The sequence below is a fragment of the Microvirga sp. GCM10011540 genome, from assembly GCF_042650665.1.
Lineage (GTDB): Bacteria > Pseudomonadota > Alphaproteobacteria > Rhizobiales > Beijerinckiaceae > Microvirga > Microvirga lenta.
On record NZ_JBHSBQ010000029.1, the window covers coordinates 1 to 21,194 of the forward strand.

Here is a 21,194-nt window from a genome sequence, read left to right on the forward strand (position 1 = left end):
CGCTCGACAAGCCGGCCAAGCTCAAGGCGAGCTACTTCAAGAAGGGCAGCAAGGCCACCGACAAGGACGACTTCTTCATCCTCAAGGGCAAGAAGCTGTACTGGGACGTGGACGGCTCGGGCCGCAAAGCCATGGTGGAGATCGCCAGCTTCAAGTTCCAGAAGAAGGAGGGCGAGACCCTCACCCACAAGGACTTCTTCTTCGTTTAGAACCGTTCAGGCGTATCCGTCGAAGGAAAAGGGTGTTCTAAGCTTTCCGCTGCGTTAAGCTTGGGACCCAATCACCTTTCTCGGAGACGAACCATGATCAATCGCCGAATTGCCATGGCCGCCGCCTGTGCGCTGATCTTCATGGTTCAGCCGGGCCATGCCGGTCCCTGCAGCGACGACATTGCCCGCGTTCAGGCTCAGGTTGACGATCGGATCGACGCGATTGCGGGGGCGGGGCCGTCCGCGCCCGAAACCAGGGCGGCCCGTCTTCACAGGGAGCCGACCCCCGGGGCGATGGCGGCTGCGGAGCAGAAGCTCGGGGAAGGAGGGCCGGCAGAGGCCGCCCTCGCGGCATTGGCCCGGGCACGCGCCGCCGATGCGGCCGGAGACAGGGCAGCCTGCGAGCAGGCTCTGGGGCAGGCACGGCAGGCCATCGCGCGGTAACTTGAACCGCAGGCCGGCATGGGACGGAGAAGGGCGGAAGACCTGAACGAGCCAGGTCTTCCGCATCGATGCCCGGTCTTAGCAGCGCTGGAGAGCCGGGTCGCCGTAGACGTTGTTCATGCGGCGGTTGTCCGGACCGTAGACATAGCACCAGCCGGGACGCGCCTGAACGACGCGGGTATCCGTGTAGCCCGGACCCGCAGCGGCGCCGACGGTTGAAGTCGCGGCACCGATGCCGCCGCCGACAACCGCGCCGATGGGACCGCCGACGATCGCGCCGGTGGTGGCGCCTGCCACGGTGCCGGTGGTGGTCGGCGAGCAGGCTGCGGCTGCCATGCAGGCTGAAAGTACGAGAGCGACCTTATACATCTGCTCTTCCTCCTCGTTTAAGTGCTTTCAGACCTCTCAGCGAATGGCTAGCTCGGCTTCCTGTCGGTTCGCTCGACTAGTCCAGTCCGCAGGGTCGAACGCTAACGTGTTGAGAAAGACGTAGGTTTCTTCCCAGGTTAGACTTTCCGTCCGTCCGACGACCCTCTGGGCGAGAGACTCAGTTCGATTCCGTACCGTGTCGCCGGCGGGGACCATGCCGACGCTTCCTGGGGACAGACCTGTGCAGAACCTCGCCGGCGGCTTGTCCCGCCGGTCCATGGGCTCCAGAACAGCCTCACGTGAACAGGAGAGGCTCCGATGGCGGGAAGCGTGAACAAAGTGATCCTTGTAGGGAATCTGGGGCGTGACCCGGAGGTGCGGCGGCTGAACTCGGGCGAGCCGGTGGTGAACCTTCGCATTGCCACGTCTGAGACGTGGAAGGACAAGGCCTCGGGCGAGCGCAAGGAGAAGACCGAGTGGCACTCGGTGGTGATTTTCAACGAGAACCTGGCGCGGGTGGCGGAGCAGTACCTGAAGAANGCAGACGCGCAAGTGGCAGGACCAGCAGGGTCAGGAGAAGTACACGACCGAGATCGTGCTGCAGCGCTTCCGGGGCGAGCTGACGATCCTGGACAGCCGCGGCGGGGGCGGGGCGTCCGAGTACGGCGACGAGGAGCCGGGCCAGATCAGAAGCGGCGGAGATTTCGGACGGTCGGCTCCCACGGAGCGGCGCCCGGCCCCGGCCCAGTCCTCCTCCTTCGGCGGCGGCGGGGGCGGCGGATCGCGCTACAACGATCTCGACGACGATATTCCGTTCTAGTCCGGGAGACGGGAAAGGCCCGGAGCGTTCCGGGCCTTTCGCTTTGTCAGAGAATGAAGTCGGCGGCCGAAAGGTTGGCCTTGAGGACGTTCTCCAGCTTGATGCGGTGGTCTGACCCGGCCAGGTAGATCACGGAATATCCCGTGCGCTGGGCGATCTCGATGTCGTCGAACGAGGCGATGCGCCAGGCCCGCAGATCGATCTGGTCTTCGCCGGGCTGGAAATACTGAACCACGTCCTTGCCGGAGGCGTGATCGAACGCAAAGATATCCCGCCCCCCGCCGCCGTCGAGCGTGTCGTGCCCGCTGCCGCCGTTCAGGTAGTCGAGGCCCGTGCCGCCATAGGCGGAATCCCCGATCAGCTTGTCGTTTCCGGCGCCGCCGAGCAGGGTGTCGTTGCCATAGACGGCCTGAGGCCCCGTCGTCCTGGCGTCGCCATAGATCGTATCGTTGCCGGAACCTCCGCTCAGATAGTCGTGTCCGCCGGCACTTTGGTCGCCGAGCGTCAGCGCATCGCCGTAGAGCTTGTCGTTGGACGAGCTTCCATAAAGCCTGTCGTTCCCGCCGACAGAGGCGCCGTACATGGTCGAGGCGTCGCCGTACAGGACATTGGTTCCGCTTTCGCCGTAGATGAGGTCGGCTCCGCCTCTCGCGCTGTCGAAGAGCGTGTGGGCATCGCCATAGAGTTCATCGTTGCTCGTTCCGCCGTAAAGCGTATCGCTGCCGCCGACCGACGAATGGTGCAGTTGATAGCCGTCGCCGTAGAGGCTGTCGTTCGAACTGCCGCCCTTGAGAAGATCGTGCCCGCCGATTGCGGAGTTCTTGAGCGAGCGCGCATCTCCATAGAGCACGTCGCGTCCGTTGTCGCCGGAGAGAACGTCCGACCCGCCCGCTGCCGAGCCTGCCATGGAATAGGCATCGCCGTAGAGCGTATCATCGTCGTTGTCGCCGTAGAGGAAATCGGCCCCGCCATAGCCGTGAAGCTGGTCGCCCCCGGCCGTGCGGGAAGTGAGCGACGTACCGTCCCCGTAGATCCGGTCGGACCTGTCCGTCCCCTCGAGGAAATTGCGCCCGCGCGTGCCGATGCTCCGTGCCATGATGAAAGGCCCCTCATGTTGGTTGCTGTTCTCTGGCTTAACCGCCGATGGGTTATAATTTCATTATAACGTGGCGATGGACGATGGCGATGCGGCATGGGGGCTCGGTTGGAGGCGACACCTATAGCGCTCACCGCAAACGACTTCTTCGTCATTTGAGGCGCGTTGCCGGTGAGGCGGCCGGACGCCTTTTTGCAGGAGCCTCTTGGCTCCCGCAGCTTCGGAAAGGGTGACACCCCGGCCGGATGGGGCTAAGAGCAGAAGGGCGGCTCCATGCCGCCTTTTTCATGTTCCTCGAACCCTAAGCGGCCCATGACCTCTCCATCCCTTGACACCCTCTGCACCTGGATCCGTACCGAGAGCCCGACCCATGACGTGGCGGGCGTGAACCTGATGATGGACCTCGTGGTCGAGCAGATGAAGGACGCGCCGGTCGCCGTCGAGCGCGTCCGGGGCGAGCAGGGGCTGGGCGATGCGCTGATCCTACGCGCCGGTCCTGCGCGCGACGAGGCGGGGATTCTGATCATGTCGCATCTCGACACGGTCCATCCGGTCGGGACGATCAAGGAGGACCTGCCCGTGCGGGTCGAGGGCGACCGTCTTTACGGTCCCGGCATCTACGACATGAAGGGCGGCGCCTATCTGGCCCTCGAGGCTTTCAAGGAGGTCGCCCGCCAGGGCAACGCGGCGCGTCCCATGGTTTTCCTCATGACGCCCGACGAGGAGATCGGCTCGCCGATGACGCGTCCGATCATCGAGGATTTCGGCCGCCGTTCGGCTTACGCCCTCGTGACGGAACCGGCCCGCGACGGCGGCAAGATCGTCACGTCGCGCAAGGGCGTCGGCCGCTTCGACGTGCATGTGGAAGGCCGCCCGGCCCATGCGGGCTCGCGCCATCAGGACGGACGCAACGCCATCTACGAGGCGGCGCGCCAGATCCTCGCCATCGAGGCGATGACCGACTACGTTCGCGGCGTCACCACCACGGTCGGCATGATCTCCGGCGGCACGGCGGTGAACACCATTCCGCAGCACTGCCAGTTCCCGGTCGATCTGCGCGTCGAGACGGTCGCGGACGGGGAGGCGCTGACCGCTGCGATCCGGGGCCTGAAGGCCCACAATCCGGACATGAAGGTCACCGTGACCGGCGACATGAACCGGCCGCCCTATGAATGCTCGGAAGGCACCGCGAAGTTGTTCGACCATGCCAAAGGGCTCGCCGCCGAGATCGGATTCGAACTCGTTTCGTCTCCCCGCACCGGCGGCGGCTCGGACGGCAATTTCACCGCAGCCATCGGGGTTCCGACCCTCGACGGACTCGGCATCGATGGCGACGGCGCGCATACCCTGCAGGAATATGGGCTGATCTCGTCCATCGCCCCGCGACGGCAGCTCATGAAGCGCCTGCTCGAAACGTTGCGCTGACCTGCCGAGACGATCGGCGAGAGGGGCAGACCTCTCGCCGGCCTCAATTCAGCGCGGGCTGGCATTGGCGAGCTTCGAGGACGAGTTCGACGGCACGGTTGAGCTCATCCTCGTCGAATTCGAAGCAGCCGCAACTGTCGACCACAGACCCGCAGGCGTGGGAATAGATTTCGACCCAGAACGGCGGCATCGGCGTGGCCTCGTCTCTCGAGGTCAGTTCCGTCAGGCGAACCTCCAAGGCGCCGAACTGCGCCAGCGTGATGGTCCGCATCCCGCTCGCCTGATCCGGTGTGAGGGCGAGGCGGATGTATCCTCGGATAAGCTCTTCCTCGATCCGGTCGCGACAGGCGGCGGCTCGTGCCGCGGCGTCGCCGGGCATCGCACGAGACTGCGACATCTCATTCTCCATGATTCCAGAGTGCCTTGCGATCCGGGCAGCATCTCCGGATCTCCCCGATGGCGGCTGTAGGTTCGCTCGCGACCAGTGACTGTTTAGTAGCGAACAATTAGATTGTGCGCAAGATAGATATTGCGCAATTTAATGCCGCACCATACAAAAGGTGTAGACACCTCGGGAGAACGCAATGTCGACGAAGAAGACCGCCGCTGTCAGCGCGGAAGACAGTCTGCAGCTTTCGAGCCAGCTCTGCTTCGCCACCTATGCGGCAGCGCATGCCTTCAACCGCTTCTACAAGCCTCTGCTCGACCCCTTTGGGCTGACCTACCCGCAGTATCTCGTGATGCTCGTCCTGTGGGAGCGGGAGAACGTGACGGTCAAGGATATCGGTCAGCGGCTCCATCTCGATAGCGGAACCCTCACGCCTCTGTTGAAGCGGCTCGAGACCGCCGGGCTTGTCCGCCGGACCCGGGACACGCATGACGAGCGGCAGGTGAGGATCGACCTCACCCAGAGGGGTCGCGATCTGAAAGCCCCGGTCGCTGCGGTTTGGCGGGACGTCGTCTGCGCCACAGGCTTAGCCATGGATGAGCTGGACGCCCTCAAGGATCAGCTCAACACCCTGCGCAGGAGCCTGAATGAGGCTGCGGAGAGCAAGAGGCCGGCGGAGGGCTAAAGCGCGGGCGGCCGCAGCAGCGCCTCGACTCCATTGATGATGAACTGAACCGCGAGGCCCGCGAGGATCACGCCGAGCAGGCGGCTCAGAACCACGTTGCCTGTGACCCCGAGGATGCGGGACACGCGGTCCGCCATCATGAAAACCAGGAAGCAGGAGGCGACGCCGAGCGCGATGAGCGCGATGAGGAAGCCCAGGTAGATCGGGTTGCTGTCGGCCCGGCCGGCCAGGAGGATCGTGGCGGTGATCGCGCCCGGACCCGCCATCAGGGGAATCGCGAGCGGAAAGGCGGCCACGTTACGGATGTGGTCCTCGGTGATCGCCACGTCGGCGGTGTGCTGCTTGCGCTCGTTGCGGCGCTCGAACACCATCTCGAAGGCGATCCAGAACAACAGCAGACCGCCGGAGATACGGAAGGCCGGAATGCCGACGCCGAGCAGCCGCAGCAGGATCTCGCCGCCCAGGCCGAAGAAGGCCAGAATCCCGAACGCGATCAGGGCCGCGCGCAAGGCGACGCGTCTGCGCTCGTCCGCGTTCATGCCCCGTGTCAGCGACACGAAGATTGGTGCGAGCGCGGGCGGATCGAGCGTCACGAGAAGCGTGACGAGGGCGGCGGAGATGTAGTCGAGGAGCATCGGCTTACCTTATCGCTGGCTTTGCGTTATGGCGTCCCCAGGTCGTTTTGGCGAGGGCGTTTGCAACGATGTTCACGATTTTGGATCGGATCAGCTGGCCCGGCTCACCCGAAAAGCCCAACGAGGATTCCTGCGGGACCTGTCGGGACTGGGCCTGGGTCATCGATACCTCCATCTTCCCCGGCACGCCGGCGATCATGGGCGAGGGGAGCGATGCGACCTGGCTCGCAGGCTTCGCAAGCCGGCGCCTGTCCGATCTCGCGCCTCAGGCCGACGATGGGCCGGCGCTGGTGCGCCATGTGATGGAGGAGGCGCGCACGGCCTTTCTCGCGCGGGCTCCGCAGGAGCGGCACGACGCCTTCACCTGGCCGGTCGGAGCCATGACCCTTGTGCGCCGGAAGGGAGGCCGGCTCGACGTATGGTCCTTCGCGGACACGACGGCCTTCGTCCGCCGGTCCGACGGTGCGGTTCTCACGGTCGGCGAGGCACCGGGCATGCGCCAATTCGAGATGGCCAAGGCCGCCGAGTTGCTGCAGGCGAGCGGAGCGACCCCGAAGACCATCGTGCAGACGACAGTCTTTCAAACCTGGCTGGCCGAACGCCGGGAGCGGCAGAAGCAGGGCCGGGGCCCGGCGCTGCTCGGGCTCGACCCGTCCGCTGCCGACCGACTGCGACATGACAGCGTGCCCTGCGACGAGGGAACGGTCGTCCTCCTGACAAGCGATGGCTTCTCGGCGCTGGTGGACCTCTATCAAGCCATGGACGCAAAGGCGTTGGTCGAGACCGCCCTGACGGACGGCCTCGAGGCCCTGGCCCGCCGTGCCCGGGAGATCGAAACGCAGGTTGATCCGGAAGGCAGGCTCTATCCCCGCTTCAAGGAAAGCGACGACACGACAGGGCTGCTGCTGCGCGCCTGAAAGCGGGAGGAGCGCCGCCGTCAAGCCTCAGGCGGGCGCCAGCGGGGCCACCACGGTGCAAACCACCCCTGTGGGCGCGAAGACGATGCGAACGTCGCCTCCGAGGTCCTGGGCGAGGCTCCTCTCGATCAGGCGGGTGCCGAAGCCCCGGCGGGTAGGCGCCTGCACAGGCGGGCCTCCGCTCTCCTCCCACCGGAGCTGAAGCTGTGGAGGCTCGGCGGGATCGACCTCCCAGGCGATCCGGATCTCTCCCGCGGAACTCGACAAGGCGCCGTATTTCACGGCGTTCGTCGCCAGTTCCTGCAGCATCATCGCGAGCGACAACGCCGTGCGCGGCGGCAGGCGAACCTCCGGGCCCTTCAGGTGGAGCCGGTCTTCCCCCTGGCTGGAATAGGGGGCCACCGCCTGCTCCACGATTTCGTAGAGGTCGGCTCCCTCCCAGTTCTCTCGGGTCAGCACGTCATGGGCGCGCGAGAGGGCGATCAGGCGTCCCTCGATCGCTTCCCGGGCCTCCGCGGCCGTCTCGGACGTGCGCAGGGTCTGGCTGGTGATGGACTGCACCGTCGCGAGCGTATTCTTCACGCGATGGTTCAGCTCGTTGATGAGCAGGTCGCGCCGCTCCTCCGCCACCTTGGCCGCGGTGATGTCCACGTTGCAGCCCGTATAGCCGAGGAAGCGATGGGCGTCGTCGAGGCGCGGCACGCCCTCGCAGCGCAGCCAGCGGACGGCGCCGTGTCGGTCCAGAACCCGCACCTCCGTCTGGATCGGACGGCGCTCCTGGAACGCCTCGAGGAAGGTCTGCTCAAACTCCTCCAGGTCGTCCGGGTGGACGATGTCGCGCCAGCCGCTTCCGGTCATCTCCGATGCCGGACGTCCGAAGAGATAGTCGTAGTGCATGTTCGCGAAGACGATCCGCCCCTGGTCGTCCGACATCCAGATCAGCGCCGGCGCCGAATCCGCCATGTGCCGGAAACGCGCCTCGCTTTCCCGCAGGGCGGCCTCGGCCTCCTTGCGGGCTGTGATGTCGAGGACGAACTCGACAATCTCGTCGCCGACCTTGCGGGCCGCGAAGAGTCCCCACCACCGGGAGCCGTCCTTGCGGAAATACTGCTTCTCGTACGGCGTGTTCTCTCCCCGGGTGGTGACCTCCTCGACGGCGCGGAGGGATGGCGAAAAGAACTCTTCGGGTGTGAGTTCCTGCCAGGTCTTGCCGAGAGCCTCCTCGCGGCTGAACCCTGTCATGCTCAGGAATGCGTCGTTCACTTCGGTCAGGCCGAACTTGTCGTCCCAGAACATCACGCCGACCGTGCTGATGCTCAATGCGCTCCTCTGCCGCTCCTCGCTTCGGCGCAGCGCATCTTCCGCCCGTTTGCGGTCCGTGATGTCCTTGAAGAGCACTGCCACCTGCCGCCGGTGCGGCTCGCCGATCCTGAAGGCGTTGACGTCGAACCACCGGCCCATCGAGGGCGCGTGATTGACGAACCGCGTGGCCTCTCCCGTGAGCGCGACCTTGCCGTAGATGTCGAACCAATAGGGCTCGATGTCGGGGACGAGTTCCCGGATCGTCTTGCCGAGCGCATCCTTCATGCCGGTCTGGCGCTCGAAGGCGGGATTGGTCTCGACGTAACGGTAGTCCACGGGTCTTTCGTCGTCGTCCAGGATGAGCTGGAGAACGCAGAAGCCTTCATCCATGGAGTCGAACAGCGTCCGGTAGCGGGCTTCGCTCTGGCGCAGCGCCGCCTCCTTGCTCTCGCGCAGGGCTTCCTCGTTGCGGACCTTCTCGGTCGTCTCGGTCGCTGCGCAGTAGAAACCGGCGATCGCTCCCGCCTCGTCGCGCAGCGGTGTCCAGGAGAAGGTGAACCAGCTCGTCGAGAGACCCGTCCGGCCAGCCAGGCCCACCGGCTTGTCCACGAAATGCTGCGCCTCGCCGGCCATCGTGGCGGCCAGCACCGGGCGGTACTCCTCCCAGATCTCTGCGAACAGATCCGCATAAGGCTTCCCGAGACCATCTGGATGCTTCGTGCCGAGGATCGGGATGTAGCCGTCGTTATAGAGCGACGTGAGCTCGGGCCCCCAGGCGATATAGACCGGTTGCCGTGAGGCGAGCATCAGGTCGACGGCAGTCTTCAGGCTCTGCGGCCACGTCTCGACCGCGCCGAGCGGCGTCGAAGCCCAATCATGGCCACGTACGCGACCGGCCATCTCCCCGCGGCCGCCCGGCCATTGTGCCGGCGGCGCGGGGATGAGGCTTTCGGTCGGGTTGTATTTCATGGGGGTGCGCGGGTCTCGGCCGACAGGCCCTTTGCAGCGGACGGTATCTGAAGAAATCTGGGGCGGGTTTTCCCTGTTCCCATAAACTCGGAACACAATTAGGGCAGATGCGCAGAATGTCGCTCCAGTGCTGCCGCATCGCCCTTCGTTCCGGCTGTGCCGGCCGGGGCAGGGGGCTGTTCACGCGGCGGGAGCTTCCGGCTCCGCCAGAACGGGGGCGATCACCGGGCGTCCGCCTGCGAAGCGCACCAGAGCATCGATCCGATCCTCGACGGTGGGATGGGTGGCGAAAAGGTCCGAGAACCCCGAGCGGGGATTGTCGAGGCAGAGCTCCATCACCGCGGAGGGCACGCCCTCGATCTCGCCCTTGCCCTCGATCTTGCGCAGCGCCGAGATCATGGCGTCCGGGTTCTTGGTCAGCTCGACCGCCCCCGCATCGGCCAGGTACTCGCGGCGGCGGGAGAGGGCGAAGCGGATCACCACCGAAAGCTGCCAGGCGACGACGATGAAGAGCACGGCCACCAGAACGGCCGCGAGGCGGGCGCCGCCCCCGCCCTTGCCGGAGGAGCGGCGGGAGGTCGATGCACGCCAGAGCCCGGGGCTATTGGCGAGCCAGCGATAGATCATCTCGCCCAGAAAGGAGATGATGCCCACCACGAGGACCGCGACCATCATGGTGCGCACGTCGCCGTTGCGGATATGGGTCAGCTCGTGCGCCAGCACCGCCTCCAGCTCCCGGTCGTCGAGGGTGTCTAGGAGCCCGCGGGTGAGGGTGATCGTGTACTGGTCCGGGCGGGTGCCGGACGCATAGGCATTGGGGGCCGTCGTCTCCAGGATGCGTAGCTTCGGCATGGTCATGCCGCGGGAGATGCAGAGATTCTGGAGCAGGGCATAGGGGCGGGGAGCCTCCGCCCGGGTGACGGCCGCGGAGCCGGTGGTGAGATTGAGAATGAGGGTGTTGAGCCGGAAGCCGCACCAGACCCACAGGGCCGCCAGAGCGGTCGCGGCGGGCGCGAGCCAGAGGCTGTCCCGGGCCGCCGCCTGCAGGATGGCCTCGAAACTGCCCGTTCCGTCGTCGAGCCAGGCCCGCCGCAGGATCGCGAGCGCGAAGGCCAGCAGGTAGAACAGCACGAACAGCCCGGCGATCAGGAAACCCGAGCGGCGGCGGTTGGCCTGGATATGGGTGTAAAGGCCGAAGGCGGAGAGCACGGGACGGCCTAGAACGCCACCTTGGGCGGCGTCTCGAGGGCCTGGCGCTGGGTTTCCCCAACGTCGAAGAAGACCTGCTGCCGGAAGCCCATGAGGCCGGCGAAGATCACCGCCGGGAAGTGCTGAATGGCGGCATTGTATTCGGCCACGCCGTTGTTGAAGAAGCGGCGGGCGGCGGCGAGCTTGTCCTCGATCTCGGCCAGATCCGTCTGCAATTGCTGGAAATTGGCGCTGGCCTTGAGGTCCGGATAGGCCTCCCCGAGCGCCACCAGGCGTCCGAGCGCCCCCGAGAGGGCGTTCTCCGCCGCGGCCTGGTCGGCCGGGCCCTGGGCCCTCAGGGCCGCGTTGCGGGTCTCGACCACCGCTTCGAGGGTGCCGCGCTCATGGGCGACATAGCCCTTCACGGTCTCGATCAGGTTCGGGATCAGGTCGTGGCGCTGCTTGAGCTGGACATCGATGTCGGCGAAGGCCTGGTTCACCCGGGTCCGGAGCGTGACGAGGCCGTTATAGACCGAAATCCCGTAGAGAACGACGAGGGCGACGCCGCCCCAGAGAACCCAATCCATTGCCCATGCCCCCTTGTTTTCGAGGGGGTTACCCATGCCACGGCCGCGCTTTTCCGGCAAGTTATTGCATTTCAGGTTCGGTTTTTCCGCCTATCCCACGTGCATGCGGCAGTTTGTGCCCTCCCGGAAGCTCTCCAGGCTTTGGAAAACCCCTGAAATGCCTTGAAAATCCGGCTGTAATCGCCCATCTAACGAGTTGATTTCACTTGGATTCGCGTGGGCTGCCAGACAGCTTGATGAAGCGGCGGAAAGCCGCCTCTCGCGAAGGGGCAGACGAATTAAGAAAGACCTACCTTGACCGATCCGAACGATATCCGCTCCGGTCCTCCCGCGGGGGATCAGCCGGCCAGCGACGTGAAGCTGATCTCCATCGTCGATGAGATGAAGCGCTCCTATCTCGATTACGCCATGAGCGTGATCGTGAGCCGCGCTCTTCCCGACGCGCGCGACGGCCTCAAGCCCGTGCACCGGCGCATTCTCTACGCCATGCACGAAAGCGGCTACACGCCCGACAAGAAGCACGTGAAGTCGTCCCGCATCGTCGGCGACGTGATGGGTCAATACCACCCGCACGGCGACCAGGCGATCTACGACGCCTTGGTGCGCATGGCGCAGGACTTCTCGCTGCGCCTCCTGCTCGTGGACGGGCAGGGCAATTTCGGCTCCGTGGACGGCGACCCGCCGGCCGCCATGCGCTACACCGAGTCCCGCCTGACCCGCGCGGCGATGCCCCTGCTCGAGGACATCGACAAGGACACGGTCGACTTCAACCCCAACTACGACGAGTCGAAGCACGAGCCGGCGGTCCTGCCCGCCCGGTTCCCGAACCTCCTCGTCAACGGCGCCGGCGGCATCGCGGTCGGCATGGCCACCAACATGCCTCCCCACAACCTGGGCGAGGTCATCGACGGCTGTCTGGCCTTCATCGAAAACCCGGACATTTCGACCGACGAGCTGATCGAGATCATCCCGGGTCCGGACTTCCCGACGGGCGCCCTTATCCTGGGTCGCGCCGGCGTGAAGTCGGCCTACACGACCGGCCGCGGCTCCATCGTCATGCGCGCCAAGTCCGAGGTCGAGGAGATCCGCAAGGACCGTGAGGCCCTGATCTTCACCGAGATCCCGTATCAGGTGAACAAGGCGTCTCTCATCGAGAAGATCGCCGAGCTCGTGCGCGAGAAGAAGATCGAGGGCATCTCCGATCTGCGCGACGAGTCCGACCGCGACGGCATGCGCATCGTGGTCGAGATCAAGCGCGACTCCATGGCGGACGTGGTGCTCAACCAGCTCTACCGCTACACCCCGCTTCAGACGAGCTTCGGCGCCAACATGGTGGCGCTCAACGGCGGCCGGCCGGAGCTGATGACCCTGAAGGACCTGATCCGGGCCTTCATCGAGTTCCGCGAGGAGGTCGTCTCCCGCCGCACCAAGTATCTGCTCGGCAAGGCCCGCGAGCGCGCCCACGTGCTGTGCGGCCTCGCCATCGCGGTCGCCAACATCGACGAGGTGATCCGTCTCATCCGCACGGCGCCCGACCCGAACGCCGCCCGCGAGGCCCTCATGGGCCGCGACTGGCCTGCGCACGATATCGCGCCGCTCATCGCGCTCGTGGACGACCCGCGCCACAAGATCAACGAGGACGGCACCTATCGCCTGTCCGAGACTCAGGCCCGCGCCATCCTCGACCTGCGCCTGCAGCGCCTCACCGCGCTCGGCCGGGACGAGATCGGCGACGAGCTGTCCAAGCTCGCGGCCGAGATCTCGGACTACCTCGAGATCCTGCGCTCGCGAGTGCGCATCATGGGTATCATCCGCGACGAACTCACGGAAGTGCGCAATTCCTTCGCGACCCCGCGCCGGACCCAGATCGTCGATTGGGACTCGGACGTGGACGACGAGGACCTGATCGCCCGCGAGGACATGGTCGTGACCGTGTCCCATGCCGGCTATATCAAGCGCGTTCCGCTCTCAACCTACCGGGCGCAGCGCCGCGGCGGCAAGGGCCGCTCCGGCATGTCCACGAGGGACGAGGATTTCGTGACCCGCCTGTTCGTGGCCAACACGCACACGCCGGTGATCTTCTTCTCCTCCGAAGGACAGGCCTACAAGGAGAAGGTGTGGCGCCTGCCGCTCGCCGCCCCGAACGCCAAGGGCAAGGCGCTGGTGAACATGCTGCCGCTGCGTCAGGGCGAGCGGATCACCACCATCATGCCGCTGCCCGAGGACGAGGCGTCCTGGGACAAGTACGACGTGATGTTCGCCACGTCCCGCGGCACGGTCCGCCGCAACAAGCTGTCGGATTTCGTGCAGGTCAATCGCGGCGGCAAGATCGCCATGAAGCTGGACGAGGGCGAGCACATCGTCGACGTGCAGATCTGCACCGAGAACGACGATGTGCTTCTGACCACGGCCAGAGGCCAGTGCATCCGCTTCGCGGTGCCCGAGGTGCGCGTCTTCAAGGGGCGCGACTCCATGGGCGTGCGCGGCATCAACCTGGCCGAGGGCGACCGGATCATCTCCATGGCGATCCTGCGCCACGTGGAGGCTACCGGCGAGGAGCGCGCCGGCTATCTCAAGATGCGTCGCGCCATCACGGGCGAGCAGGGCAACGGTGAGAACGGAGCCGAGAACGGCAACGGAGGCGACGAGGAGAACGTCGCCGCCGAGGCCCTGTCGATGGAGCGCTACACGGAGATGAGCGCGCAGGAGCAGTTCATCCTGACGCTCTCCGAGAAGGGCTTCGGCAAGCGGACCTCGTCCTACGAGTACCGCATCACCGGACGCGGCGGCAAAGGCATCACGGCCATGGCGGTCAACAGCCGCAACGGTCAGCTCGTCGCCTCCTTCCCGGTGGAGAATGCCGACCAGATCATGCTCGTCACCGATGCGGGCCAGCTGATCCGCGTGCCGGTGGACGGCATCCGCACCGTCGGCCGCAACTCGCAGGGCGTCACCGTCTTCTCCACCAAGGGCAAGGAGAAGGTCGTCTCGGTGGAGCACATCGAGGGCGAGGACGCGGAAGACGGCGATCTCGAAGCCAACGGCGATGCCGGCGATGTGGCCGAGGGCGGCGAGGAGTAAGGCCACCTGCACAGAGCCTTGAGAATCGAAATGGCCGGGCACAGTCCCGGCCATTTCTGTTTCAGGTACTTTCGCTACCGCAGGTGCGGACTGAGCCTGTCAGTGCCAGGGTCTGGCAATGGAACAGGACCGAGTTGGCCCCTCCGGCACCGGTACGCCCATGGACGCCTCGCGCCGCTATGCAGCCGATAGCGGTACCGGAGATCATCACGCCACACGGACCGCCACGTGCCTCTTCCGTCCCGCCGCCAGGATCAGCGTTCCGTCGCGTAGGTCGGCGCTCGTGGCGATGGCGGCCTCGTCGGTGACGGAGGTGCCATTCAGCCTTGCGCCGCCGCCCTTGATCAGTCGCCGGCCCTCGCTTCGCGAGGAGGCCAAGCCGGCGAGATGAAGAAGGTTTGCCACGGGCACCCCCGCTTCCAGTTCGGCACTCGGCAGTTCGATGCCCGGCAAGCCTGCCGTCGAATCTCCCTCGACAAAGGTGCGATGCGCCGTCTCCTCGGCCTCCCGCGCCGCCTCGTCGCCGTGGGCGAGGCGCGTGACCTCCGTGGCGAGGATGCGCTTCGCCTCGTTGATCTCGGTGCCCCTCAGGCGGCCGAGGCGTTGCACCTCGTCGAGGGGAAGCTCGGTGAAGAGGCGCAGAAAGCGCGCGACGTCGTCGTCCTCGGTGTTGCGCCAGAACTGCCAGAACCCGTAGGGGCTCAGCCGCTCGGCGTTGAGCCAGACCGCGCCGCCCGCGGTCTTGCCCATCTTGGTTCCGGCCGACGTGGTCAGCAGCGGCGTGGTGAGGCCGAAGAGCTGGCGCTGGTCGATGCGCCGGGCCAACTCGATGCCGTTGACGATGTTGCCCCACTGATCCGAACCGCCCATCTGCAGCACGCAGCCGTGCTGGCGCGACAATTCCAGGAAGTCGAACGCCTGCAGGACCATGTAGTTGAACTCGAGCAGGGTCAGGGGCTGCTCGCGCTCGAGCCGCTGGCGCACGCTGTCGAAGCTCAGCATCCGGTTGATCGTGAAATGGGTGCCGAAATCCCTCAGGAAGGGCAGGTACCGCAGGGGATCGAGCCAGTCCGCATTGTTCACCATCACCGCGTCGGTCGGCCCGTCGCCGAAGGTGAGGTAGCGCGAGAAGACCTGCTTCAGTCCGGCGATGTTCTTGGCGATCTGGTCGTCGTCGAGCAGCGGGCGGCTGGTATCGCGAAAGCTCGGGTCGCCGATCTGCGTGGTTCCCCCGCCGACGAGCACGACCGGCTTGTGGCCCGAACGCTGCAGCCAGCGCAGGGTCATGATCGGCAGGAGGTGCCCCGTGTGCAGACTGTCGGCGGTCGCGTCGAAGCCGACGTAAGCCGCGATAGGCCCCGCCGACAGCCGCTCGTCGAGGGCCGCGAGGTCGGTGCATTGATGAATGAAGCCGCGCTCGGTGAGCGTCTTCAGGAAGGCAGAGGTGGGACTGGTCATCGTGGTCTCCTTGGCTCGGGGTGAGCCGCAGGCCGGAGACCGATCCTGAAATGAAAACGCCGCCGGACTGCGGCGGCATGGATCGTCAGGTCACAACCAAACGCAGCCGCCCTATGGGGACGGCGTATAATACTTCGCGGAATGGTTGCGGCGTGTGATCATGTGGCAGTTTCTATCCGTTCTCCCCACGCCGGTCAACGGGATCTCTGTGCAGCCACTCGTGCTTATTGGGGATAGCCGATGCCGAATTCCTTCACCTTCGGCCTCACTGCGACGATGGCCGGGTTCGTCGAGCTGGATCCCTGGTCGCTCGACACCTTCATGAGAGGAGCTTCGCCCCTAGGGCCCGGGCACCGTCTCCCATGCCACATCGCCATTTCCCACTCCCCTCTTAGGCCTGTTCCTGTCGGCCACTAGCGTGGCCGCCCGCAAGGGGCAGGTCACAGATAGGCCGCCAGGGCCGCAGGGCTGAGAACGAGGGCGGCGGTCGCCACGACAACGAAAAGACGAAAGATCATCGGACCCTCCTTTTCCAAGGTCGCAGCGGTTTTCGCATGGGAAGGCGAGGGCGGCTGTGCGCTGCGGCACAGCTTGCCCTTCTGCACATCTCAAGCTACGCCATAGGCGCATGACCCGAACCGCGCTCTATACCGGCAGCTTCGATCCCGTCACCAACGGCCACCTGGACGTCCTGCGCCAGGCTTGCCGTGTGGCGGATAGGATCGTGGTGGCCATTGGGGTTCATTCCTCGAAGACGCCGATCTTCAGCGACGAGGAGCGGGCGGAGCTGCTGCGGGCGGTCTGCGGGCCTGTTCTGCAGGGGCAGGGGGTGGAGCTGGAGGTGGTGACCTTCCGCGACCTCGCCGTCGAGGCCGCCCGGCGTCACGGTGCCTCCCTCATCGTCAGGGGCCTGCGGGATGGGACGGATTTCGACTACGAGATCCAGATGGCGTCCATGAATGCCGCCATGGCGCCGGAGGTCCAGACGGTTTTCTTTGCCGCCTCGCCCCCCGTTCGCCCCATCACTGCCACGCTTGTGCGTCAGATCGCCGGAATGGGCGGCGATGTCTCGGCTTTCGTGCCAGACCTTGTCGCCGAGCGGTTAGGGGCCAAATTCAAGCGGCCATGACGCCGTAATCCTCGAAGGAGACTACCTCATGAAGCGTTTGCTCGCAGCCGGAGCGATCGTGCTCGCCGGCCTCGTCCCGGCCGCCGCCCAGCAGGCGGCCGATCCGCAGAACATGGTCTATCTCGACACCAAGGACGGCCGCATCGCCATCCGCCTGCGTCCGGACCTCGCGCCCAAGCACGTGGAGCAGATCAAGACCCTTACCAAGCAGGGCTTTTACGACGGCGTGGTGTTCCACCGCGTGATCGACGGCTTCATGGCCCAGACCGGCGACCCCACCGGCACCGGAACCGGCAAGTCCGACCTTCCCAATATCCCGGCCGAGTTCACCAAGACCCAGTTCAAGCGCGGCTCCGTCGGCATGGCCCGCTCGCAGAACCCGAACTCGGCCAACAGCCAGTTCTTCATCTGCTACGAGGGCTGCGGCCCGCTGACCGGCCAGTACACGCTCTTCGGCGAGGTGGTGTCCGGCATGGATGTGGCGGACAAGATCAAGAAGGGCGATCCGGCCGCCAACGGCATGGTCACGAATCCCGACAAGATCGTGAAGATGCAGCTCGCCGCCGACGCAAAGTAATGCGTGCCCTGCCGCCATCCGGAGCGTGGCGGGGTGCCGCCGCGTTGCTCCTCGTCCTGGCCGCCGCGTCCCCGCTGGCAGCCCAGGATGAAGGGTTTTCGCCCGTCTGGGATCCGGATGAGCGGCAGCAGATGCTTGAGCCGCCGCTTCCGCTGCCGGAGGGTTCCATCGGCACGGTTCACCCCCAGGACGATGCGACCCCGCTACGCCGCGTCGACAAGATCCGTGAGGTCTTCCAGGCCATCCAGGCCTGCTGGAAGCCCTCGCGGGATAAGGGATATTCCGGGCAGGAGCTCACCTTGCGCGTTACCTTCAAGCGCAATGGCGAGGTGCTCGGGCCACCCCGCGCCACCTATTACAAGGCAGGGAAGGACGGGAACCGGCGGGAGGCCTTCACCCGGTCCGTCGGGGAGGCTTTCGAGCGCTGCACCCCGCTTCCCTTTACGGACGGTCTCGGCGCCGCCATCGCCGGACGCCCGTTCATCTTCCGTTTTGTCGACAACCGGCCTATGTGACCGGCACGGCTGTCGGACGACACCCCCTTTGAAAGCCAGAACAGGAGAACCCCATGGCTGACCCGGAAAACACCATCATCATGGAGACCACGAAGGGCCGTGTGGTCATCGAGCTGCGTCCCGATCTGGCGCCGAACCACGTGGAGCGGATCAAGACCCTGGCCCGCCAGGGATTCTACGACAACGTGCCGTTCCACCGGGTGATCGAGGGCTTCATGGCCCAGACCGGCGATCCGACCGGCACCGGAACCGGCGGCTCCGACCTGCCCGACCTGAAGGCCGAGTTCAACGCCGAGCCCCACGTGCGCGGCGTCTGCTCCATGGCCCGCACCAATGCCCCGAATTCTGCGAACTCGCAGTTCTTCATCGTCTTCGACGACGCCCGCTTCCTCGACAAGCAGTACACCGTCTGGGGCAAGGTCACCGAGGGCATGGAGAACGTGGACAAGATCAAGCGCGGCGAGCCCGTGCGCGATCCCGATCGGATCGTGTCCATGAAGGTCGCGGCGGACGCGGCGTAAGAGCCGTTCCGCATCAACGCTCATCATGGCCGGACACGATCCGGCCATCCACGCCTTGAGCTAATGGATGTCCCCGGGGAGGGCCCCGGGGTCGCGTGGAGAGCGGGATCCCCCATGCGCGTCGACCTCTTCGATTTCGACCTTCCCGAATCCAGCATCGCGCTGCGCCCCGTGGAGCCGCGGGATGCCGCGCGCATGCTCGTGGTGCGGCCCGAAGAGGAGACACCTGAAGATCGCATCGTCCGCGATCTGCCGGATCTCCTGCGGCCGGGGGACGTGCTCGTCCTCAACAACACCAAGGTCATCCCCTCCCGGCTCTACGGCCTGCGCGTGCGCGAGGAAACGGCGGCGCGGGTCGAGATCATGCTGCACAAGCGGGAGGGGGCGGATTGCTGGCGCGCCTTCGCCCGGCCGGCCAAGAGGCTTCAGGTCGGCGACCGGATCCGTTTCGGCGAGGCGTCCGAAAGCACGGCCTGCGAACTTGTGCGCCTCGATGCGGAGGTCGAGGAAAAGGGCGAGGGCGGCGACGTCACGCTGCGCTTCTCCTTCTCCGGCCCCTTTCTGGACGAGGCCATTGCCCGGCTCGGGGAGCTGCCGTTGCCGCCCTATATCGCGGGCAAGCGCGCCACCGACGACAAGGACAGGACCGACTACCAGACCGTCTATGCCCGGGACGAGGGAGCGGTCGCGGCGCCCACGGCCGGCCTGCATTTCACCGAGGATCTCTTCCGCCGCCTCGATGAACGCGGCATCGCACGGCACTTCGTGACGCTCCATGTCGGCGCCGGAACCTTCCTGCCCGTGAAGGCAGACGACACGTCCGAACACCGGATGCACGCGGAATGGGGCTCGGTCTCGGCAGAGACCGCGCGCGCGCTCAACGAGGCGCGGGCGAGGGAAGGCCGCATCGTTGCGGTGGGCACCACCTCGCTCCGGCTGCTGGAGAGCGCGGCCCGGGAGGACGGCTCCATTGCCCCGTTCTCCGGCGACACTGCCATTTTCATCACGCCCGGCTACCGCTTCAAGGCGGTGGACGTGCTCATGACCAATTTCCACCTGCCGCGCTCGACCCTGTTCATGCTGGTCTCGGCCTTCGCCGGACTGGAACGGATGCGGGCGGCTTATTCCCATGCTATCGAAACCGGCTACCGTTTCTATTCGTATGGCGACGCGAGTCTGCTGTTTCGGCATTGACGCTCATACCGGTCCCCATGCCCCGGCAAGCGGGAGCGACAGCGAGGTTTTTATGACCACGGAAAACTTCACCTTCACGGTCAACAAGACCGATGGCGCGGCCCGTACGGGCGAAATCCGCATGCCGCGCGGCGTCATCCGCACGCCCGCCTTCATGCCGGTCGGAACGGCGGCGACCGTGAAGGCCATGTATCCCGATCAGGTGAAGGCACTCGGCGCGGACGTGGTGCTCGGCAACACGTACCACCTGATGCTGCGTCCAGGGGCGGAGCGGGTCGCACGGCTGGGCGGATTGCACCATTTCATGAACTGGCCTTACCCGATCCTCACCGATTCCGGCGGCTTCCAGGTCATGTCGCTCTCGGCCCTGCGCAAGATCGACGAGACCGGCGTCACCTTCCAGTCGCATATCGACGGCTCGACGCATGTGCTGACGCCGGAGCGCTCCATCGAGATCCAGGGGCTGCTCGGCTCCGACATCCAGATGCAGCTGGACGAGTGCGTGAAGCTGCCCTGTTCCGACGAGGTGGCCGAGAAGGCCATGCGTCTCTCCCTGCGCTGGGCGGAACGCTGCCGCGTCGCCTTCGGCGAGCAGCCCGGCAAGGCGATGTTCGGCATCGTGCAGGGCGGGGCGGTCGAGCGGCTGCGCATCGAGAGCGCAAAGGAACTCGCGGCCCTCGACCTCAAGGGCTACGCCATCGGTGGCCTTGCGGTCGGCGAGCCGCAGGACGTGATGCTGCGCATGATCGAGACGGTCGAGCCGCATATGCCGAAGGAGAAGCCGCGCTACCTCATGGGCGTCGGCACGCCGGACGACATCGTCGAGGCCGTGCGCCGCGGCGTCGACATGTTCGACTGCGTCATGCCCACCCGGGCCGGACGCCACGGACAGGTCTTCACCCGCCACGGCCGCATGAACCTGCGCAACGCCAGGTTCGCCGAGGACACGAGCCCGCTCGATCCGGAATCGAAGTGCACGGCCTCCAATACCTATTCGCGTGCCTATCTCCACCATCTCGTGCGCTCCAACGAGATCCTCGGCATGATGCTGCTGACCTGGAACAACCTAGCCTATTACCAGGACCTGATGGCGGGTCTGCGCAAGGCCATCTCCGAAGGGCGGCTCGAAGACTATGTCGGCGAGGTCAAGGAGGGCTGGGCGAAGGGCGAACGCGACGCCAAGGCCGATATCGGCGAACACGTGGACAATACCGCCATGGTGGCGGAAGGATGAGCCATCGCTCCAACCCTGCGGTCCGATTTCATGTGAGGAGAGCCGCGCTGCCGGAGGCGACACGCAATGAAGGCGGGACGCATCGCTAAAGGGCTGGTCGTCTTGAACCTTGCGGCCCTCGTTGCGACGGCGGTCGCAGCTTGGCTGACCGGCACTCGAGCGAACTCCGAGTTGCTCGATTTGGCGATGTATGTGGCGCTCGGCATGGGAGCCTTGGGGGCGCTCACGTTCGGCGGCGCGACCACCGGCTCGAACGGCTCCGCGGAAATCGCCGCGAGCGCCGCGGAGGAGCCGAGCAAGCTGATGAGTGCGCTCTGGACAGACAGGGATGCAGGCATCTCCGCCGGGGCGATGCTCGTCCTCGGCGGCTTGTCGTGGCTCTGCACGGCTTGGCTTGTGGCTGAAATGCTCCCCGACCCGCTGTTTTGACGCCTTCGATGGCGAGGCGAGC

The 21,194-nt window shown here is 65.8% G+C and carries 21 protein-coding genes and 1 pseudogene; 14 read left to right on the forward strand and 8 right to left on the reverse strand.

All coding sequences use genetic code 11. The features are described from left to right. Together ACFOYU_RS10945 and ACFOYU_RS10950 are read left to right on the forward strand one after the other, a co-directional pair. The coding region (locus ACFOYU_RS10945) for a hypothetical protein (RefSeq protein ID WP_377033559.1) at positions 1–209 on the forward strand (209 nt) is incomplete at its 5' end. Positions 210–302: 93 nt separating this feature from the next. Beyond that, positions 303–653 (forward strand): hypothetical protein, encoded by a 351-nt coding sequence (locus tag ACFOYU_RS10950; protein ID WP_377033560.1) that lies wholly within the window; start codon positions 303–305, stop codon positions 651–653. A 78-nt stretch (positions 654–731) separates the two neighbouring features. Here the strand turns inward: ACFOYU_RS10950 and ACFOYU_RS10955 are convergent, their stop codons facing one another. Further along, a complete protein-coding gene (locus tag ACFOYU_RS10955; RefSeq protein ID WP_226741988.1) occupies positions 732–1,022 on the reverse strand; it encodes a hypothetical protein in 291 nt (96 codons plus the stop codon). 318 nt (positions 1,023–1,340) lie between these two features. Here ACFOYU_RS10955 and ssb point away from each other — a divergent pair. Beyond that, positions 1,341–1,842: pseudogene (gene ssb, locus ACFOYU_RS10960) on the forward strand (single-stranded DNA-binding protein). A 46-nt stretch (positions 1,843–1,888) separates the two neighbouring features. Here the strand turns inward: ssb and ACFOYU_RS10965 are convergent. Beyond that, on the reverse strand, positions 1,889–2,938 hold the full coding sequence (locus ACFOYU_RS10965; protein WP_377033561.1) for a calcium-binding protein: 1,050 nt from the start codon (positions 2,936–2,938) through the stop codon (positions 1,889–1,891). Between the two features lie 312 nt (positions 2,939–3,250). Here ACFOYU_RS10965 and ACFOYU_RS10970 point away from each other — a divergent pair, with 312 nt between their 5' ends. Continuing rightward, positions 3,251–4,363 carry a M20 family metallopeptidase gene (locus ACFOYU_RS10970; RefSeq protein WP_377033562.1) on the forward strand — a complete coding sequence of 371 codons (1,113 nt, stop codon included), beginning with the start codon at positions 3,251–3,253 and terminating at the stop codon, positions 4,361–4,363. 43 nt (positions 4,364–4,406) lie between these two features. Here the strand turns inward: ACFOYU_RS10970 and ACFOYU_RS10975 are convergent, their stop codons facing one another. Beyond that, positions 4,407–4,760: a hypothetical protein gene (locus tag ACFOYU_RS10975; RefSeq protein WP_226741983.1), complete on the reverse strand. Its 354-nt coding sequence runs from the start codon at positions 4,758–4,760 to the stop codon at positions 4,407–4,409. Positions 4,761–4,947: 187 nt separating this feature from the next. Here ACFOYU_RS10975 and ACFOYU_RS10980 point away from each other — a divergent pair, with 187 nt between their 5' ends. After that, positions 4,948–5,436, forward strand: coding sequence for a MarR family winged helix-turn-helix transcriptional regulator (locus ACFOYU_RS10980; protein WP_377033563.1), 489 nt, complete (start codon positions 4,948–4,950; stop codon positions 5,434–5,436). Here ACFOYU_RS10980 and ACFOYU_RS10985 read toward each other — a convergent pair. Continuing rightward, the gene (locus ACFOYU_RS10985; RefSeq protein WP_226741981.1) at positions 5,433–6,071 is read right to left on the reverse strand and encodes a MarC family protein; all 639 of its coding nucleotides are present in this window, start codon (positions 6,069–6,071) and stop codon (positions 5,433–5,435) included. The genes ACFOYU_RS10980 and ACFOYU_RS10985 overlap by 4 nt on opposite strands. A gap of 68 nt (positions 6,072–6,139) precedes the next feature. On the opposite strand from ACFOYU_RS10985, the gene ACFOYU_RS10990 reads away from it, so the two are divergent. Then, positions 6,140–6,988, forward strand: coding sequence for a hypothetical protein (locus tag ACFOYU_RS10990; protein ID WP_377033564.1), 849 nt, complete (start codon positions 6,140–6,142; stop codon positions 6,986–6,988). 27 nt (positions 6,989–7,015) lie between these two features. Here the strand turns inward: ACFOYU_RS10990 and ACFOYU_RS10995 are convergent, their stop codons facing one another. The 3 genes from ACFOYU_RS10995 to ACFOYU_RS11005 form a co-directional block, all read right to left on the reverse strand. Beyond that, positions 7,016–9,259, reverse strand: a complete 2,244-nt coding sequence (locus ACFOYU_RS10995) for a PAS domain S-box protein (protein WP_377033565.1) — start codon at positions 9,257–9,259, stop codon at positions 7,016–7,018. A gap of 180 nt (positions 9,260–9,439) precedes the next feature. Further along, on the reverse strand, positions 9,440–10,468 hold the full coding sequence (locus ACFOYU_RS11000) for a M48 family metallopeptidase (protein ID WP_377033566.1): 1,029 nt from the start codon (positions 10,466–10,468) through the stop codon (positions 9,440–9,442). 8 nt (positions 10,469–10,476) lie between these two features. Continuing rightward, positions 10,477–11,034 (reverse strand): LemA family protein, encoded by a 558-nt coding sequence (locus ACFOYU_RS11005; RefSeq protein WP_377033567.1) that lies wholly within the window; start codon positions 11,032–11,034, stop codon positions 10,477–10,479. Positions 11,035–11,415: 381 nt separating this feature from the next. Here ACFOYU_RS11005 and gyrA point away from each other — a divergent pair, with 381 nt between their 5' ends. Further along, positions 11,416–14,115, forward strand: a complete 2,700-nt coding sequence (gene gyrA, locus ACFOYU_RS11010) for a DNA gyrase subunit A (RefSeq protein WP_377033577.1) — start codon at positions 11,416–11,418, stop codon at positions 14,113–14,115. A 207-nt stretch (positions 14,116–14,322) separates the two neighbouring features. Here gyrA and tyrS read toward each other — a convergent pair whose 3' ends face one another. Beyond that, a complete protein-coding gene (tyrS, locus tag ACFOYU_RS11015; protein WP_377033568.1) occupies positions 14,323–15,573 on the reverse strand; it encodes a tyrosine--tRNA ligase in 1,251 nt (416 codons plus the stop codon). A gap of 628 nt (positions 15,574–16,201) precedes the next feature. Between tyrS and coaD the strand changes: the two genes are divergently transcribed. The 7 genes from coaD to ACFOYU_RS11050 all read left to right on the forward strand — a co-directional run bounded on the left by coaD (position 16,202) and on the right by ACFOYU_RS11050 (position 21,172). Beyond that, positions 16,202–16,702 carry a pantetheine-phosphate adenylyltransferase gene (gene coaD / locus ACFOYU_RS11020; protein WP_377033569.1) on the forward strand — a complete coding sequence of 167 codons (501 nt, stop codon included), beginning with the start codon at positions 16,202–16,204 and terminating at the stop codon, positions 16,700–16,702. Positions 16,703–16,730: 28 nt separating this feature from the next. Further along, on the forward strand, positions 16,731–17,279 hold the full coding sequence (locus tag ACFOYU_RS11025; RefSeq protein WP_377033570.1) for a peptidylprolyl isomerase: 549 nt from the start codon (positions 16,731–16,733) through the stop codon (positions 17,277–17,279). Beyond that, positions 17,279–17,794: a hypothetical protein gene (locus tag ACFOYU_RS11030; protein WP_377033571.1), complete on the forward strand. Its 516-nt coding sequence runs from the start codon at positions 17,279–17,281 to the stop codon at positions 17,792–17,794. Before ACFOYU_RS11025 ends, ACFOYU_RS11030 begins: the two co-directional genes overlap by 1 nt. A gap of 53 nt (positions 17,795–17,847) precedes the next feature. After that, positions 17,848–18,315, forward strand: a complete 468-nt coding sequence (locus ACFOYU_RS11035) for a peptidylprolyl isomerase (protein ID WP_226741971.1) — start codon at positions 17,848–17,850, stop codon at positions 18,313–18,315. Between the two features lie 114 nt (positions 18,316–18,429). Next, positions 18,430–19,509, forward strand: coding sequence for a tRNA preQ1(34) S-adenosylmethionine ribosyltransferase-isomerase QueA (gene queA / locus ACFOYU_RS11040; protein WP_377033572.1), 1,080 nt, complete (start codon positions 18,430–18,432; stop codon positions 19,507–19,509). Positions 19,510–19,561: 52 nt separating this feature from the next. Continuing rightward, positions 19,562–20,743: a tRNA guanosine(34) transglycosylase Tgt gene (gene tgt / locus ACFOYU_RS11045; protein WP_377033573.1), complete on the forward strand. Its 1,182-nt coding sequence runs from the start codon at positions 19,562–19,564 to the stop codon at positions 20,741–20,743. A 66-nt stretch (positions 20,744–20,809) separates the two neighbouring features. Next, positions 20,810–21,172, forward strand: a complete 363-nt coding sequence (locus tag ACFOYU_RS11050) for a hypothetical protein (protein ID WP_226741968.1) — start codon at positions 20,810–20,812, stop codon at positions 21,170–21,172. Positions 21,173–21,194: the final 22 nt, after the last annotated feature.

Excerpts from the sequence above, each read along its gene's own strand:
- ACFOYU_RS10950 (WP_377033560.1), top strand. The coding sequence starts at position 303 with ATGATCAATCGCCGAATTGCCATGGCCGCCGCCTGTGCGCTGATCTTC.
- ACFOYU_RS10955 (WP_226741988.1), bottom strand. The coding sequence starts at position 1,022 with ATGTATAAGGTCGCTCTCGTACTTTCAGCCTGCATGGCAGCCGCAGCC.
- ACFOYU_RS10965 (WP_377033561.1), bottom strand. The coding sequence starts at position 2,938 with ATGGCACGGAGCATCGGCACGCGCGGGCGCAATTTCCTCGAGGGGACG.
- ACFOYU_RS10970 (WP_377033562.1), top strand. The coding sequence starts at position 3,251 with ATGACCTCTCCATCCCTTGACACCCTCTGCACCTGGATCCGTACCGAG.
- ACFOYU_RS10975 (WP_226741983.1), bottom strand. The coding sequence starts at position 4,760 with ATGTCGCAGTCTCGTGCGATGCCCGGCGACGCCGCGGCACGAGCCGCC.
- ACFOYU_RS10980 (WP_377033563.1), top strand. The coding sequence starts at position 4,948 with ATGTCGACGAAGAAGACCGCCGCTGTCAGCGCGGAAGACAGTCTGCAG.
- ACFOYU_RS10985 (WP_226741981.1), bottom strand. The coding sequence starts at position 6,071 with ATGCTCCTCGACTACATCTCCGCCGCCCTCGTCACGCTTCTCGTGACG.
- ACFOYU_RS10990 (WP_377033564.1), top strand. The coding sequence starts at position 6,140 with ATGTTCACGATTTTGGATCGGATCAGCTGGCCCGGCTCACCCGAAAAG.
- ACFOYU_RS10995 (WP_377033565.1), bottom strand. The coding sequence starts at position 9,259 with ATGAAATACAACCCGACCGAAAGCCTCATCCCCGCGCCGCCGGCACAA.
- ACFOYU_RS11005 (WP_377033567.1), bottom strand. The coding sequence starts at position 11,034 with ATGGATTGGGTTCTCTGGGGCGGCGTCGCCCTCGTCGTTCTCTACGGG.
- gyrA (WP_377033577.1), top strand. The coding sequence starts at position 11,416 with ATGAAGCGCTCCTATCTCGATTACGCCATGAGCGTGATCGTGAGCCGC.
- tyrS (WP_377033568.1), bottom strand. The coding sequence starts at position 15,573 with ATGACCAGTCCCACCTCTGCCTTCCTGAAGACGCTCACCGAGCGCGGC.
- coaD (WP_377033569.1), top strand. The coding sequence starts at position 16,202 with ATGACCCGAACCGCGCTCTATACCGGCAGCTTCGATCCCGTCACCAAC.
- ACFOYU_RS11025 (WP_377033570.1), top strand. The coding sequence starts at position 16,731 with ATGAAGCGTTTGCTCGCAGCCGGAGCGATCGTGCTCGCCGGCCTCGTC.
- ACFOYU_RS11030 (WP_377033571.1), top strand. The coding sequence starts at position 17,279 with ATGCGTGCCCTGCCGCCATCCGGAGCGTGGCGGGGTGCCGCCGCGTTG.
- ACFOYU_RS11035 (WP_226741971.1), top strand. The coding sequence starts at position 17,848 with ATGGCTGACCCGGAAAACACCATCATCATGGAGACCACGAAGGGCCGT.
- queA (WP_377033572.1), top strand. The coding sequence starts at position 18,430 with ATGCGCGTCGACCTCTTCGATTTCGACCTTCCCGAATCCAGCATCGCG.
- tgt (WP_377033573.1), top strand. The coding sequence starts at position 19,562 with ATGACCACGGAAAACTTCACCTTCACGGTCAACAAGACCGATGGCGCG.
- ACFOYU_RS11050 (WP_226741968.1), top strand. The coding sequence starts at position 20,810 with ATGAAGGCGGGACGCATCGCTAAAGGGCTGGTCGTCTTGAACCTTGCG.